This is a genomic window from Vibrio sp. Isolate34 (assembly GCF_022397915.1).
Lineage (GTDB): Bacteria > Pseudomonadota > Gammaproteobacteria > Enterobacterales > Vibrionaceae > Vibrio.
In genome coordinates this window covers 1-15,429 of sequence record NZ_JAKEUO010000004.1, presented here as the reverse complement: position 1 = coordinate 15,429, position 15,429 = coordinate 1, and the positions used below count along the sequence as shown (strand labels likewise).

Here is a 15,429-nt window from a genome sequence, read left to right as displayed (position 1 = left end):
TCTGTAGCTTACCCCTAGCATCAGATATACTAGGGGTATATACCTTCCTTGCTTAAGCAGGCCCGCCTATGTCAAAAAACACACCGATCTCAGAAAACACGACAACTACAACCAATGTTGACCCTTTTGCCGACCGAGAGTCGAAAAATTACGACAACCCAGTACCAAGCCGAGAGTTCATTCTATCGTTTCTAACAGAAGCGAATATCCCAATGAACCGCAATGATCTATTCGAAGCGCTTGGCCTTGCTGGCGAGGAGCAATATGAAGGGCTACGTCGTCGTTTACGTGCTATGGAACGTGATGGACAACTGGTCTTTACTCGTCGCCAATGCTACGCACTACCTGAAAAGTTAGAGCTGATTAAAGGCTATGTGATTGGTCATAAAGACGGTCATGGCTGGGTTCGCCCAGATGGCAGCGTAGGTAAAGATAACGATATCTTACTTCCACACCACCAGATGAAAACCATCATGCATGGTGATTATGTACTGGCTCAGCCTACAGACAACAGTAAGCGTGGTCGTCGTGAAGGTCGTTTGGTTCGCGTGCTTGAAGAGCGCACAACTCCGTTAGTTGGTCGTTTTTTCCTTGAGTACGGTCATTCTTACGTAGTTGCTGATGATTCACGTATCAGTCATGACATCCTAATCCCAACCGAGCATAAAGGCGGAGCTCGAATGGGTAATGTGGTTGTGATTGAAATTACGGATCGTGGCGGTCGTTCTCGTAACATGATGGGGAAGGTGACTGAAGTTCTTGGTGAGAACATGGCGCCGGGTATGGAAACGCAGATCGCGATCCGTACTCACCAGATCCCACAAGAGTGGCCTGAAGCGGTTGATAAGCAAATCGAAAACCTCGGTGAACATGTTCCTGAAGAAGCAAAAGAAGGCCGTGTTGATCTGCGTAAACTGCCACTGGTTACCATTGATGGCGAAGACGCGCGTGACTTCGATGATGCCGTTTTCTGTGAAGCTAAGAAAGGCGGAGGCTGGCGCCTTTGGGTCGCGATTGCTGACGTAAGTTACTACGTTCGCCCTGATACAGCGCTAGACAAAGAAGCGATTAACCGTGGTAACTCGGTATACTTCCCATCGCAAGTTGTGCCTATGCTGCCAGAAGTACTTTCTAATGGCCTGTGTTCATTGAACCCGCAAGTAGACCGTTTGTGTATGGTGTGTGAGATGACTATCTCAGACAAAGGTAAGCTATCGGGCTACAAGCACTACGAAGCGGTAATGAACTCTCATGCTCGTCTTACTTACAACAAAGTAGGCGCGATTCTTGATGGCAACGAAGAGCTTCGTGAGCGTTACGTTCAAGAAGTACCGCATCTAGAAGAGCTGCACAAGATGTACAAAGTGCTGAAGAAGACTCGTGATGAGCGTGGCGCGATTGAGTTTGAAACGGTAGAAACCAAATTTATCTTTAATGCGGATCGTAAGATTGACCGTATTGAACCTGTTGTTCGTAACGATGCACACAAGATCATCGAAGAGTGTATGATTCTAGCGAACATCGCATCGGCGTCTTACGTAGAGAAAGCGAAAGAACCTGCTCTGTACCGTGTTCACGAAACTCCAGGTGAAGAACGCTTAATGGGCTTCAAGAGCTTCTTAAGTGAATTAGGTTTAACACTGGAAGGTGGCCTGTCGCCATCTCCGGTAGACTACGCACAACTGATGCAACAGATTAACGAGCGTGAAGATCGTGAGTTAATCCAAACCATGCTATTGCGTTCAATGAAGCAAGCGGTCTACAACGCGGATAACGCAGGTCACTTTGGTTTAGCTCTTAAGCGTTATGCTCACTTTACCTCACCGATTCGTCGTTACCCTGACTTGCTATTGCACCGTGCGATTAAGTACCTAATTGCGAAAGAGGGTGGTCGTAACAGCGAACGTTGGACGCCGACGGGTGGTTACCACTACACTTTCGATGATATGGACTTCTACGGCGAGCAGTGTTCTATGACTGAGCGTCGTGCAGATGACGCAACGCGTGAAGTGAACGACTGGCTGAAATGTGAATACATGCAAGACCATGTCGGTGAAGTGATGGATGGTGTGATTGCCAACGTGACTGGCTTTGGTTTCTTTGTACGTCTAACGGAACTGCACATCGATGGCTTGGTACATATCTCAGCGCTTGCGAACGATTACTACCAGTTTGATGCTGTTGGCCAGCGTCTGGTTGGTGAAAGCTCTGGTAACATCTACCGCTTGGGTGACTCGGTTAAAGTGAAGGTTTCTGCGGTTAACTTAGAAACTCGCCAAATTGACTTTGATTTAGAAGACACTGATCGTCAGCCGCGTGGTAAAGGCAAAACAGCCAAGAAGCGTGCAGCAGAAGCGATGAAAAAGGCGAAAAGCAAGAAGCGCTCTGCGGTGAAGAGCAATAAGCCGGGCGTATCCGCGAAGCCTATGGTTGAGCCAACTAAGCGACCAGATGGAAGCAGCGAAGGCCCAGCTAAGAAGAAAAAGTCATCGAACAAAACCGGTGCTGCTAAAGCGCGAGCTAAGAAAAAGCGTGCTGCAACCCGTAAGCCCAAAGCTGATAAGTCTTAAAACTGATAAACCTTAAGGTCAATAAGGCGCTGTGCTAATTAGCTATAGCGCCTCACTCAGTTAATATGAGCGTATCTAAATGCGAGAGTATCAGGCGCAAGATGCATGCTCTCGAAATAAACAATACAGAGATGAATACGTCGGTTTGATGTCATTCTTCTCTGAGCAATAAGAGTAATTTGAGACAATGAGTAACGAATTTATTTACGGTATTCACGCGGTGAAAGCCGTACTAGAAAAAGATCCAGCACGTTTTATCGAAGCGTATGTACTGAAAGGTCGCCAAGACGAGCGTCTTCTTCCATTACTGAACCAACTGCAACAGTTCGGTGTGTCGATCCAACAGATGGGTCGTAAACCGCTTGATGAAAAAGCACAAGGTGCGAACCACCAAGGTATTATCGCTAAGGTAAAGCCTGCTAAGCAGCTTAACGAAACTCACCTAGATGACATCCTAGCGCAGCACGAACAACCTTTACTATTGGTTCTAGATGGCGTAACAGACCCTCACAACCTAGGTGCTTGTCTGCGTAACGCTGATGCTGCTGGTGTTGCAGCGGTTATCGTACCGAAAGATCGCTCTTCACCGTTAACAGCAACGGTTAGCAAGGTAGCGTGTGGCGCAGCTGAAACCGTTCCTCTAGTACGTGTAACTAACCTGGCTCGCACGATGCGTGCACTGCAAGAACAAGGCGTATGGTTTGTGGGCACGGCAGGTGAAGCGACGCATGACATTTACCAAGCGAAATTAACAGGCCCACTTGCGGTTGTGATGGGTGCAGAAGGTGACGGTATGCGTCGTCTAACGCGTGAAACCTGTGATGACCTAATAAAGATCCCAATGGCTGGTAGCGTATCAAGCCTAAACGTATCAGTGGCTTCTGGCATTTGTCTGTTCGAAGCGGTACGTCAGCGTCTAGCGCAGTAAATTACTCATTGAATTGATTTATTTCTAACGCCCACCACATGCTGGTGGGCGTTTGTTTTCATCTAATTAAGGCAGATCTCAATAGAACTGCGGATGGCTAGATGGTCAAAGAAAAACTGTTTCATTATTCGCCAAATACCACTTGCCAATACAGGGTTCTTTCTATAATATTTGCCGTCCTTAAAACTCGGTCATTTATCTTTAGTTCCTTGCTTCCTCTGGACGACCGGGCCACTCGTGGAAGCTAATAATCCGTAAGGAGCAACCAAATGCGTCATTACGAAATCGTATTCATGGTTCACCCTGATCAAAGCGAGCAAGTTGCTGGCATGATCGAGCGTTACACTGGTTCTATCACTGAAGCTGGCGGTACTATCCACCGTCTAGAAGACTGGGGTCGTCGTCAAATGGCTTACCCAATCAACAAGCTTCACAAAGCTCACTACGTTCTTATGAACGTTGAAGCTGGTCAAGAAGTGATTGACGAGCTAGAAACTGCTTTCCGTTTCAACGATGCAGTTCTACGTAACATGATCATGCGCACTAAAGGCGCTGTGACTGAGCAATCTATTATGCTTAAGCAAAAAGAAGAGCGTGCAGAGCGTGCTCCTCGTCGCGAAGAGCGTACAGAAGCTAAACCAGAAGCAGCTGCTGAGTAATTCTTTTTTGGCTTAATGCCTTAAAAAATTCTCAATTTGTTTTAGGTCGTTGATAGTTATTTCGATAATTGTGAAAGACCGCTTTACTAAATTTAAGATCAGGAGATAGCCCATGGCTCGTTTCTTCCGTCGTCGTAAATTCTGCCGTTTCACTGCAGAAGGCGTACAAGAGATTGACTACAAAGACGTAGCAACTCTTAAAAACTACATCACTGAAGCTGGTAAAATCGTACCTAGCCGTATCACTGGTACAAGCGCTAAGTACCAGCGTCAACTAGCTCGCGCTATCAAGCGTTCTCGTTACCTAGCTCTACTACCGTACACTGACAAGCATCAGTAATCGGTAATAGTTAATAATAGTTTAAGAGGACTAAGATAATGCAAGTTATTCTACTTGATAAGATCGGTAACCTAGGTGGCCTTGGCGACCAAGTAAACGTTAAATCTGGTTACGCTCGTAACTTCCTTATCCCACAGGGTAAAGCAGTTATGGCAACTAAAGACAACGTTGCTATGTTCGAAACTCGTCGTGCTGAACTAGAAGCTAAAGTTGCTGAGCAACTAGCTGCTGCTGAAGCTCGCGCAGAGAGCGTTAACACTCTAGAAGGCGTTTCAATCGCTTCTAAAGCTGGTGACGAAGGTAAACTATTCGGTTCTATCGGTACTCGTGACATCGCTGACGCTATTACAGCGGCAGGTGTTGCAGTAGCTAAGAGCGAAGTACGCCTACCTGAAGGCGCTCTACGTAACATCGGCGAATTCGAAGTAAGCATCCAACTTCACTCTGAAGTTTTTGCTACTGCGAAAATCGCTATCGTTGCAGCTGAGTAATTTCAGTACCAAGACGAATTCTTTCTTTATGAAAGTTTTAAACACCAGCTTCGGCTGGTGTTTTTTTATGCCTGTCGTTTGTCTCAGGTGATCATTTGTTTTCTATCTGAAAGCTAATAGCAATCGCAGTAATAGCAGTTGTAGTAATACCAATCGTAGTAAATAACGAGTCACCCTAGCTGGTTAAAACGCCACCACTTCACTTGGTGCTCTGTACTTAAGAGTTAGAATTGGAAGAGTATATTAACAGACAGCATTGAATCACTTTTAAATAACCCTTCAGGCACCTTGTCATGGTACATGCGTGAATAAGCAATCTTTAGTGCGATACTTTCAGTGATATCGTTGATCGCTTCTAACTCAGTATCAAGTGTCAGGTTGCTGTGACCAGACACTAAAGTCACATCTGCTTTGAGCTGCAAATTCTTCAGCGCCTGCCATGACGTATTCACGTTGCCACGAAAAATGGCTTCTTCAACAATATCTGGGAAGATGATGTCATCGTCGTCTATTTCATCGAGGTTTGGTTCTTGGTAACGAAAACCGGGTCCTACTTCGACTTCCAATAAAAACTTTTCAGTATTCGAAAACTGGTAACCCAGACCACTCGAAACGGTGTAGTCCTTAAAGTAGGCGCTGTATCGCGAATCGACACCTTTAAAGCTGCCGTAAAGGTAGGTTTTGGGACTTAACTTGTAGTCACTCTGAGCCGAGTAAGTCGATTGCCTTTTATCTTCTTCGCCATCTTTGTATAGGTTGTAGTATTTCCATTCGCCGTTGGTTCTATGGCGACCTGTTGTGTACTCAGCGTTCACGCTTGCGTTCAACGAACGTGAATCAGAATTACCAGTATGCGACTGATATCCAAATTCGATTTCCGTTTTTAGTGGGCTTGGCAGTTCTGTGTCACTCGTATCACTTGGTGCGATATCCAACTCTTTTTCTTCAGGTGTCGGTGCAACGACGATCGGTTCAGCAGTAGGTTCTGGTACTAATATCGAGTCGAGAATAGAATCAACAGAGCCTTTAGCATCATCAGCGAAGGCCATCGGAGTGCTCAGGAGACCGATGCTTAGAAGACCAGTGCTCAGAGCCAATAATTTGGACACGCATACCTCAGTTATACAGTGAATGAATGGAAGGATCGTAATGCTACCCTTGGTTAATTCCGTCAGCAATAAGTAAATTCTTCCTGAAGAATAAAACAAACTCATAGGATCGGATTACAAATGAGTGTTCTTGGGTATAATGAACGATCATTATTAGTTATTGAGTGTAGTCATAGTGGATACCAAAAGTCAGAAATCAGCCAACGATCAGGTGGACGCCATCAAGGTCCCGCCCCATTCATTAGAAGCTGAGCAATCTGTGATTGGCGGTTTGTTATTGGATAACGAACGCTGGGATACGGTTGCCGAAAAGGTTGTGGCCAAAGACTTTTATAGTCGTCCTCACCGTCTGATCTTTGAAGCGGTAAAAGATATCCTTGAAGAGAGCTCTCCTCTGGATCTTATTACACTCTCTGAACACTTAGAGCTACGCGAGCAACTTGAAGAAGTGGGTGGCTTCGCTTACCTAGCTGACTTAGCTAAAAACACACCAAGTGCAGCAAACATTAATGCTTATGCTGATATCGTGGCACAACGTGCACTTGTTCGTAGCCTAATTGGTGTTGCGAATGAGATTGCGGATTCCGGTTATGACCCACAAGGTCGCACATCGGAAGAGTTAGTTGATCTGGCTGAAAGTAAAGTCTTCGCGATTGCTGAAGGCCGTGCAAGTGAAAATGAAGGTCCGCAAAACGTTGATAGTATTCTAGAGAAGACGTTAGAACGTATCGAAATCCTATACAAAACGCCACAAGATGGTGTGACAGGTGTCGATACGGGTTTCAACGACCTCAATAAGAAAACAGCTGGCCTACAAGGTTCTGACTTAATCATTGTCGCTGCGCGTCCATCGATGGGTAAAACGACCTTCGCGATGAACTTGTGTGAAAACGCGGCGATGAAGCAAGATAAGCCAGTATTAATCTTCTCGCTAGAGATGCCAGCTGAACAGCTGATGATGCGTATGCTTGCGTCACTTTCTCGCGTAGACCAAACCAAGATTCGTACTGGTCAATTGGACGATGAAGATTGGGCTCGTATCTCGTCGAGTATGGGTATTCTGATGGATAAGAAGAATATGTATATCGATGACAGCTCGGGTCTAACGCCAACCGAAGTACGTTCTCGCGCTCGACGTATTGCTCGTGAACACGATGGTATCTCTATGATCATGATAGATTACCTTCAATTGATGCGTGTTCCTTCATTATCAGATAACCGTACTCTTGAAATCGCCGAGATTTCTCGTTCATTGAAAGCGCTAGCGAAAGAACTGAACGTTCCGGTTGTCGCACTTTCTCAGCTTAACCGTTCCCTAGAGCAACGTGCTGATAAGCGCCCTGTAAACTCGGATTTGCGTGAATCAGGTTCGATCGAGCAAGATGCCGATTTGATCATGTTTATCTATCGTGATGAGGTTTATAACCCAGATAGTTCACTAAAGGGCATCGCTGAGATCATCCTTGGTAAGCAGCGTAACGGTCCTATCGGTTCGGTTCGTCTGACATTCCAAGGTCAACACTCCCGATTTGATAACTATGCAGGTCCTGCATTTGATGATGAGTAATCGCTAATGACTTACATGAAAGCGGCGACGGCGAGCATTGACTTAAACGCGCTCGAACATAACCTGAACCAGATAAAGTCGAAAGCGCCTCAGTGCAAGGTAATGTCGGTTGTGAAAGCGAATGGCTACGGACACGGCTTGCTGCATATCGCTAAGCATTCAAAAAGTTCTGATGCTTTTGGTGTGGCGCGTATTGAAGAAGCATTACAACTCCGTGCTGGTGGCATAGTTAAACCTATTTTGTTGCTGGAAGGCTTTTACTCTTCGGGTGACTTACCCATTCTAGTAACCAATAACATTCAAACCGTGGTGCATTGTGAAGAGCAATTAAGCGCGCTAGAGAATGCCGATTTGGAAACACCCGTTGTGGTATGGCTAAAAGTCGACAGTGGTATGCACCGCCTAGGCGTTCGCCCTGAGCAATACCAGAACTTTGTTGAGCGTTTGCATCAATGCCCAAATGTGGCAAAGCCATTGCGCTACATGAGCCATTTTGGATGTGCTGACGAGTTAGATAGAACCACAACAGTTGAGCAGACTGAGCTTTTCTTATCTCTTACCGACGGTTGTGAAGGGGAGCGTTCACTTGCGGCCTCTGCAGGTCTATTAGCTTGGCCTGATAGTCATCTTGATTGGGTTCGCCCCGGAATCATCTCTTATGGTGTTTCTCCGTTTGTTGATAAATCAGCGCAAGAGCTGGGCTTTTTGCCGGTGATGACTCTGACTTCACACCTGATTGCGGTTCGTGATGTGAAGGCTGGTGAAAGTGTGGGTTATGGTGGCAACTGGACCAGTGAGCGTGATACCAAGGTTGGTGTTATCGCAATTGGTTACGGCGATGGTTATCCTCGCACTGCACCTAACGGCACCCCAGTATTCGTTAATGGTAGAAAAGTACCAATCGCAGGGCGTGTGTCCATGGACATGCTAACAGTTGACCTTGGTCCTGATGCTACGGATAAAGTGAGTGACGAGGCGACGCTTTGGGGTAAAGACTTACCCTCAGAAGAAGTGGCTGAACATATCGGCACTATCGCTTACGAGCTCGTGACTAAACTGACGTCTCGCGTGGCAATGGAATACGTAAAATAGATATGTTCAAGCGAACTTCTCGATACTGGTTAATGTCTGCAATGGCAGTAACTGGTGTCAGCTTTTCTTCTTCTGTTCTAAGTGAAGAAAAAGACTCCGCTTTTGTTCCTTTCTATTTCAGTACTGAAACCATGGGCAATACCTTTGGGGTTGCTGGTGTCGCAAAGGGCGTTTGGCAACCTCAAGCGGCTCTGTTTGGTATGGCTTTGTATTCAGACAAAGACAGCTATGTCGGTTTTCTATCGGCCTTTAATTATGCCTTGTCTGAGAATATCTTGTTTAGTACTCAGATGTACCAAGCGCGCTTCAACGACAATCCTTATTATATTGGCTCTCAAGGCGATAACGATTCATCTATCGATGACAAAACTATAGTTGATGGCTTAGAGCAGAATTATCAGTTTGAATTTAAATATCTGCTGCCTTGGGGCAATGTTGCAGAGCATGGCTTACTCGGCGCGTTTCAACCAATCAAAGAGGTCAGTTTTGCTTCGCCAGTCGAATCGGGTGTCAGTTCGATTTTATTTACACCTTTTTATACTGCTCGTGAGCTAGAAGGTTTAAATAATACTGAAGAGGCGACCGGTTTTAGTTTGGCGTTCGATTGGGATAATCGTGATAGCACACGTAACCCAACCAAAGGATCTCATACCAATCTTGAGTTCACGACGGGCGCTGAAAGTTGGTCTAACGACGATTTGTGGCTGAAATGGACTTTTCAAAACAGTCAGTACTTCGCTTTAGGTCCTCTAGGAGACTTGTTCGACCAACAAGTTGTGGCACTCGATTTCTATACTGCTGATACACCAACCTGGGATAACTGTTCTGGGCAGGATTGTGCTCGTCCACCGGAAACAGAGCAAGCTCGACTTGGTGGTTTGTATCGTTTACGTGGCTATACCGGAGGTCGATATCATGGGCGATCTGCTGTTCACTATTCTGCAGAGTATCGAGTGCTCCCAGATTGGCAGCCACTCGGTGATATTCCGCTGATCAACTACTACGACCTGCCTTGGTGGCAATGGGTCGCATTCGCCGAAGTAGGGCGTGTGGCTGATGAGTACGATATCAAAGAATTGCACACCGATATGAAATGGAGCTTAGGCGGCGCGGTTCGTTTTCAGGTGGAAGGCATTGTTGTTCGTGCCGAATTAGCGCGAGGCGGTGATGAAGGGACCTTTAAGGTTATGATAAACCAGCCCTTCTAAAGCTTTCGGCCTACAGTAGGCCAAATACCATCTTGATAAGAGTGGTCGTGGAAGCACACCACTCTTTTTGTATTAAAAAGGCACTGTTTTTATTAATAAAATCTTGCTTTCAAATAGTCTACTCACCTTGAATCGTAGCAATTACAGTTCGGCTGCCACCACAATCACGGTGTTCACCCAAGTATATTCCCTGCCATGTTCCTAAAGCTAAACGACCATTGCTAATTGGTATTGTCACACTGGTGCCAAGTGTCGATGCTTTAATGTGGGCAGGCATGTCATCATCACCTTCATAGGTGTGTCTGTAGTAGGGCGCTCGCTCTGGGACAAACTTATTGAAGTGCGATTCCATATCGCGACGGACAGTCGGATCGGCGTTCTCATTCAGCGTTAGGCTGGCAGAGGTATGTTGAATAAAGAGATGTAATAAACCAACAGATAGAGAATTGATATCGTGTATCTGTTGTTCAATTTCATCAGTAATGAGATGGAATCCACGCTTTCGTGCATTTAGGTGTATAGTCTTCTGAATCCACATACGCCATCCTTTATAATGTGTTTGGAAAAAAAGTGGTTTAACGCTATCTTTTGAACTTGAATTTATCAGCTATCGCTCACATTTAATTATGTTAGAGCCTGAGTCAGCATCGATCTCTCTATCAGGAAATCGAATCCTGATTTATCTCAAGGTGGCGCTCTTCATATACGGCATAATACGTCGTGAAAAAAAATTACAAAGAATCTTTCAGTGGTGATGCGGTCTGGTCATCATAGAAAAATATAAACTTTCGCCTAATCGGGGGTTCTATTCATCACTTAGGTGACGTCTAGAATAAAACCTACAGTAATATCGGGATAGATACCATGTTGAAAAATATCAACCCAACGCAAACACAAGCGTGGAAAGCTCTAACTGCACATTTTGAGTCTGCTCAAGATATGGATATGAAAGAACTATTTGCTCAAGATGCAAAGCGTTTCGAGAGTTTTTCTACTCGTTTCGGTTCGGACATCTTAGTGGATTACTCTAAGAACCTTATCGACGCTGAAACGATGCAGCACCTATTTGCTCTTGCAAATGAGACTGAAGTTAAGTCTGCAATTGAAGCTATGTTTAGCGGTGATGCAATCAACAAGACTGAAGGTCGTTCAGTACTTCACACTGCTCTACGTAACCGTAGCGATAAGCCAGTAATGGTTGATGGCAAAGACGTAATGCCAGCAGTTAATGCAGTACTAGCAAAAATGGAACTGTTCACACACCGTATCGTTTCTGGTGAGTGGAAAGGTTACACAGGTAAAGAGATCACTGATGTTGTCAACATCGGTATCGGCGGTTCAGACCTTGGTCCATACATGGTGACTGAAGCTCTAACACCATACAAAACTCGCCTAAACATGCACTTCGTTTCTAACGTAGACGGCACTCACATCGTTGAGACTCTTAAGCCTCTAAACCCAGAAACAACGCTATTCCTAGTGGCATCTAAAACATTCACTACTCAAGAAACAATGACGAACGCGCACTCTGCACGTGATTGGTTCTTGGCTGAAGCGGGTGATAACGCACACGTTGCTAAGCACTTCGCAGCACTATCAACTAACGCAACTGCGGTAGCTGAGTTTGGTATTGATACTGACAATATGTTCGAATTCTGGGACTGGGTTGGTGGTCGTTACTCACTATGGTCTGCGATCGGTCTTTCTATTTCTCTTTCTGTAGGTTTCGATAACTTCGTCGAGCTACTAGAAGGTGCTCATGAGATGGATAACCACTTTGCTTCAACTGAGTTTGAAAGCAACATCCCAGTAATCCTTGCGCTTATCGGTATTTGGTACAACAACTTCCACGGCGCTGAGTCGGAAGCGATTCTACCTTACGACCAGTACATGCACCGTTTTGCGGCTTACTTCCAGCAAGGCAACATGGAATCAAATGGTAAGTTTGTAGACCGTGAAGGTAACCCTGTAGAGTACCAAACAGGTCCTATCATCTGGGGTGAACCAGGTACAAACGGCCAGCACGCGTTCTACCAACTGATTCACCAAGGCACTAAGCTGATCCCATCAGACTTTATTGCTCCTGCAATCAGCCACAACCCAGCATCTGATCACCACCAGAAGCTAATGTCTAACTTCTTTGCTCAAACTGAAGCGCTAGCATTCGGTAAGACAAAAGAAACTGTGGAAGCTGAATTCCTAGCGGCGGGCAAAACTGCAGAAGAAGTAGCTGAACTAGTACCTTTCAAAGTATTTGAAGGTAACCGCCCAACAAACTCAATTCTTGTTAAGCAAATCAACCCTCGCTCTTTAGGTAACCTAATCGCGATGTACGAGCACAAGATCTTTGTTCAAGGCGTTATCTGGAACATCTTCAGCTTCGACCAATGGGGTGTAGAACTTGGTAAGCAACTAGCAAACCAAATTCTTCCAGAGCTTGCTGACGATGCTCAAGTAACGTCTCATGACAGCTCAACTAACGGCCTAATCAACGCATTTAAAGCGCTTAAAGCTTAATCGAATTAATAGCCTAAAAAGAAACGCCAACCCTTCGGGTTGGCGTTTTTGTATCTGTAGAGTAAGCAATGGTTAAATTGCAGGTAATAAAAAAGGCTGACATATCTGTCAGCCTCTTAAATACAGCGTTAGCCTTTGAATATTCGCAGTGGCAACTTTTATTCGAAGCAGATCTCGATGAAGGCGTTACCCCATTGAGATGAGAAAGGCATGATGATGATCGCCCCATCACACTTATGACGAATCGTGTGGCCTTTACCTGAAACCACGATTGGCGTTGCCATGTCGAAGTCAAAGCCGCTTTCTGCAAGAATACGTTTTGCACCGCCTGTTACCATGTTAGTGATTTCACCCACCATATCGGTCACTTCTTCGTTGAGGCCGTTTGGTCGCTCACCAAGCATGTTTTCCATGATTTCCAGAGCCAGACCTTCATCAAAGGTAATCGACATTGAGCCACGTGATTGTGGACCAACCATACCGATTAAACCAGAGACATCACCACGAGCGATTTCATCTTTCTTAACTCTTGGTTTTTGTGGCTTCAATTCTAGAGAAGCCATCGTTTTTAGAACGTTCATCAAAGAAGCTAAAAACGGGTTTACAAATTCAGCGCGCATAATGTTCTTCTATAATCTTATTCTTTCATATCGGAGGAGCAAGACTGGCAAATGCCATGCGATTCAATGACGTGGTTGGTCAATTGAAAGCCATGCTTCTCAGCGTTACTGGCGAGTAGGGTGACAAGCGCATCGTCTTGCAGTTCTATCACAGTGCCACATTTATCGCAGATCAGTAGTTGGGAGAAATGTTTGTTGGCATTGCATGAACAGCAGCATATAAAGCTATTGGTTGACTCAACTCGGTGAATGAAACCTTGTTCTAACAAGAAATCTAAAGCGCGATAAACCGTAGGTGGTTTGGCTTGTGGTTCACTGACTTTCAACTGCTCTAATAATTCATAAGCACTGGAGGCTTTTTTATTAGAGAGAATGAGCTCAAACACTCGCTTTCTCTGAGGCGTTAATCTAACACCTCGCGATGCGCATATCCCTTCAACTTGCTCTATTAATGTGTGGTCCAAATTTTTCACCATTCAATCGGCCATCCCTATTCAAACTCTATTTCTAGGTTACTACGTTTTGGGGGCCAATGATTTCTATTAAAGTCAGGTACAGAGCGTATTGTGACCCACGACTTTGAATAAGACAAGGTAACTCAAAATGACAGTGTGACTCAAGGCATAACTGATTAGTGAGCTTGAATTAGAGATCTGGTGAATAGGTTTATAAAAAAAAGTGTGAGGCAAAGTTCATATAGCACAAACAGGGCATAGCATTTACAATAGCCGACCTTGCTTTTGCTGGGTATTCCAGCATATTTTTTTGACTCGCTACTAGGGTACTTTGCCATGACACATTCATGTAGGTTGTCCGTCGCTCCAATGCTCGATTGGACTGACCGCCACTGTCGTTACTTTCACCGTTTGCTTTCTCAGCAGACTCTTCTGTACACGGAAATGGTAACAACGGGCGCGATCTTACATGGTAAGGGCGACTTCCTAGAATATAACGAGCAAGAACACCCTCTTGCACTTCAACTTGGTGGTTCAAACCCTGTTGATTTAGCGGCTTGTGCCAAGCTTGCTGGTGAGCGCGGCTATGATGAAGTGAACCTAAACGTAGGTTGCCCTTCAGATCGAGTTCAAAATGGTCGTTTTGGTGCGTGCCTAATGGCTGAGCCTGAGCTGGTGGCGGATTGTGTATCAGCAATGAAAGAAGTGACTGATATTCCAATCACAGTGAAAACGCGAATTGGTATCGATGATCAAGACTCTTATGAGTTCTTAACTAAGTTTGTTTCGACGGTTTCTGAAAAAGGCGGCTGTGAGCAATTTACTATTCACGCGCGCAAAGCGTGGTTGAGTGGTCTGAGCCCTAAAGAGAATCGAGAGATCCCACCGCTAGACTACAATCGTGCATACCAAATCAAGAAAGACTTCTCTGATCTAGTGATCGCAGTCAACGGCGGTATCACTACGTTAGAACAGACTAAAGAACATCTTCAACACCTTGACGGCGTGATGATCGGTCGTGAGGCTTACCATAGCCCGTTTATCTTGGCTGAAGTCGACCAACAGATCTTTGGTTTGGATAAGCCAATTAAGAAGCGTTCACAAGTAGTTGAAGAGATGTATCCGTACATTGAGCGTGAATTATTGAATGGTGCAAGCCTAGGACATATCTCTCGTCACATGCTTGGTTTGTTCCAAAGTATGCCGGGTGCTAGACAATGGCGTCGTTACATTAGTGAGAATGCGCATAAGAAAGGCGCGGGTATCGAAGTAATGCAGACGGCATTGGCTAAGATTCCTAAAGAGTTGAACGTATAGCCTCTCGCAAGGTGCATAGCCTAAGTTAAGGTTAAATTCGCCATTAGAGGCTAAATTTACCACTCTGATTTATTGAAAAGCCACGCATGAAAATGTGTGGCTTTTTATTGGTTCATCGCGGCTTTCCGGGGAAAGCCGCTTTTATCTTCAAGAAGAAGTAATCTGTATCTCGATATCCATACCCCATTCGCTTGATTAGCTTTATCTTGTTGTTTATCCCTTCTAGTGTGCAGGTGTTTAACGGGTAACTTGCCGATGCAATAATGCCGTGAAGATAAGGCCTCAGTTTTCGTGCGAACTCTTTCAATGGCTTAATTCCACTCTCTTGCACTTGTGCCCACCATACCTCCCAGAGCCCCTTAGCATGTGCTTCTGATTCACAATACCAAAGCTCTTTGAGTTGTGAGCCGAGTATATAAGTGGTCATTAAGTCCTTATTGATATTCAATATTTCAGTAAGATAGCTATCTTGTCGTGCATTTAAATTACCTCTGTTTTTCAGCAGTACCCAGCGTGAGCGTTTCACCCATTGCCTCGCTTTTTTATCCTGCTTGAG

General features: G+C 45.1%; 15 protein-coding genes. 10 read left to right on the top strand and 5 right to left on the bottom strand.

What is annotated here, in order from left to right; genetic code table 11:
• The first annotated feature begins 68 nt into the window (after window positions 1-68).
• From rnr to rplI, 5 genes are all read left to right on the top strand, one after another.
• Window positions 69-2,570: a ribonuclease R gene (gene rnr, locus L1D22_RS05870; protein WP_239829043.1), complete on the top strand. Its 2,502-nt coding sequence runs from the start codon at window positions 69-71 to the stop codon at window positions 2,568-2,570.
• 187 nt (window positions 2,571-2,757) lie between these two features.
• Window positions 2,758-3,498: a 23S rRNA (guanosine(2251)-2'-O)-methyltransferase RlmB gene (gene rlmB / locus L1D22_RS05865; protein WP_017632696.1), complete on the top strand. Its 741-nt coding sequence runs from the start codon at window positions 2,758-2,760 to the stop codon at window positions 3,496-3,498.
• A gap of 269 nt (window positions 3,499-3,767) precedes the next feature.
• A complete protein-coding gene (gene rpsF, locus L1D22_RS05860; protein WP_004741278.1) occupies window positions 3,768-4,157 on the top strand; it encodes a 30S ribosomal protein S6 in 390 nt (129 codons plus the stop codon).
• Window positions 4,158-4,269: 112 nt separating this feature from the next.
• On the top strand, window positions 4,270-4,497 hold the full coding sequence (gene rpsR, locus L1D22_RS05855; RefSeq protein WP_000090472.1) for a 30S ribosomal protein S18: 228 nt from the start codon (window positions 4,270-4,272) through the stop codon (window positions 4,495-4,497).
• A gap of 38 nt (window positions 4,498-4,535) precedes the next feature.
• A complete protein-coding gene (gene rplI, locus L1D22_RS05850; protein ID WP_017632695.1) occupies window positions 4,536-4,988 on the top strand; it encodes a 50S ribosomal protein L9 in 453 nt (150 codons plus the stop codon).
• Window positions 4,989-5,212: 224 nt separating this feature from the next.
• On the opposite strand, the gene L1D22_RS05845 is transcribed toward rplI, so the two are convergent.
• Window positions 5,213-6,097 carry a DUF481 domain-containing protein gene (locus tag L1D22_RS05845; RefSeq protein ID WP_239829042.1) on the bottom strand — a complete coding sequence of 295 codons (885 nt, stop codon included), beginning with the start codon at window positions 6,095-6,097 and terminating at the stop codon, window positions 5,213-5,215.
• 175 nt (window positions 6,098-6,272) lie between these two features.
• Between L1D22_RS05845 and L1D22_RS05840 the strand changes: the two genes are divergently transcribed.
• From L1D22_RS05840 to L1D22_RS05830, 3 genes are read left to right on the top strand one after another with little or no spacing between them, the layout of a single operon-like run.
• Complete coding sequence (locus L1D22_RS05840) at window positions 6,273-7,664, top strand: replicative DNA helicase (RefSeq protein ID WP_016767560.1); 1,392 nt, start codon at window positions 6,273-6,275, stop codon at window positions 7,662-7,664.
• 6 nt (window positions 7,665-7,670) lie between these two features.
• Window positions 7,671-8,756, top strand: a complete 1,086-nt coding sequence (gene alr / locus L1D22_RS05835) for an alanine racemase (RefSeq protein ID WP_016767561.1) — start codon at window positions 7,671-7,673, stop codon at window positions 8,754-8,756.
• A 2-nt stretch (window positions 8,757-8,758) separates the two neighbouring features.
• Window positions 8,759-9,964 (top strand): BamA/TamA family outer membrane protein, encoded by a 1,206-nt coding sequence (locus tag L1D22_RS05830; RefSeq protein ID WP_239829041.1) that lies wholly within the window; start codon window positions 8,759-8,761, stop codon window positions 9,962-9,964.
• 118 nt (window positions 9,965-10,082) lie between these two features.
• Here L1D22_RS05830 and L1D22_RS05825 read toward each other — a convergent pair whose 3' ends face one another.
• On the bottom strand, window positions 10,083-10,502 hold the full coding sequence (locus L1D22_RS05825; RefSeq protein ID WP_239829040.1) for a secondary thiamine-phosphate synthase enzyme YjbQ: 420 nt from the start codon (window positions 10,500-10,502) through the stop codon (window positions 10,083-10,085).
• Between the two features lie 326 nt (window positions 10,503-10,828).
• On the opposite strand from L1D22_RS05825, the gene pgi reads away from it, so the two are divergent.
• Window positions 10,829-12,481: a glucose-6-phosphate isomerase gene (pgi, locus tag L1D22_RS05820; RefSeq protein ID WP_215407879.1), complete on the top strand. Its 1,653-nt coding sequence runs from the start codon at window positions 10,829-10,831 to the stop codon at window positions 12,479-12,481.
• A gap of 158 nt (window positions 12,482-12,639) precedes the next feature.
• On the opposite strand, the gene L1D22_RS05815 is transcribed toward pgi, so the two are convergent.
• Both L1D22_RS05815 and zur read right to left on the bottom strand, forming a co-directional pair.
• Window positions 12,640-13,101: a chemotaxis protein CheX gene (locus L1D22_RS05815; RefSeq protein ID WP_239829039.1), complete on the bottom strand. Its 462-nt coding sequence runs from the start codon at window positions 13,099-13,101 to the stop codon at window positions 12,640-12,642.
• A 17-nt stretch (window positions 13,102-13,118) separates the two neighbouring features.
• Window positions 13,119-13,577: a zinc uptake transcriptional repressor Zur gene (gene zur, locus L1D22_RS05810; RefSeq protein ID WP_239829038.1), complete on the bottom strand. Its 459-nt coding sequence runs from the start codon at window positions 13,575-13,577 to the stop codon at window positions 13,119-13,121.
• A gap of 315 nt (window positions 13,578-13,892) precedes the next feature.
• Here zur and dusA point away from each other — a divergent pair, with 315 nt between their 5' ends.
• Entirely contained in the window at window positions 13,893-14,873 is a 981-nt protein-coding gene (gene dusA / locus L1D22_RS05805) for a tRNA dihydrouridine(20/20a) synthase DusA (protein ID WP_239829037.1), read from the top strand.
• A 112-nt stretch (window positions 14,874-14,985) separates the two neighbouring features.
• On the opposite strand, the gene L1D22_RS05800 is transcribed toward dusA, so the two are convergent.
• The coding region (locus tag L1D22_RS05800; RefSeq protein WP_239829036.1) for a transposase at window positions 14,986-15,429 on the bottom strand (444 nt) is incomplete at its 5' end.